Below are 278 nucleotides of genomic sequence, written 5' to 3' on the forward strand. Positions count from 1 at the left end.
GGCTAAAACAGTCAGGATGTTGGCTTAGAAGCAGCCATCATTTAAAGAAAGCGTAATAGCTCACTGATCGAGTCGTCCTGCGCGGAAGATGTAACGGGGCTAAGCCAGTCACCGAAGCTGCGGATATTGTTCTGTGATTTATCACAGATATATATGGTAGGAGAGCGTTCTGTAAGCCTGCGAAGGTGTCTTGTAAAGGATGCTGGAGGTATCAGAAGTGCGAATGCTGACATGAGTAGCGATAATGGGGGTGAAAAGCCTCCACGCCGTAAGCCCAA

At 48.2% G+C, this 278-nt stretch carries 1 rRNA gene; it reads left to right on the forward strand.

Annotated features, from left to right (window positions below):
- A 23S ribosomal RNA gene (locus GCN78_RS29050) occupies positions 1-278 on the forward strand; the annotation flags it as partial.

The sequence above is a fragment of the Janthinobacterium rivuli genome (assembly GCF_009208735.1).
Taxonomy (GTDB): domain Bacteria; phylum Pseudomonadota; class Gammaproteobacteria; order Burkholderiales; family Burkholderiaceae_D; genus Janthinobacterium.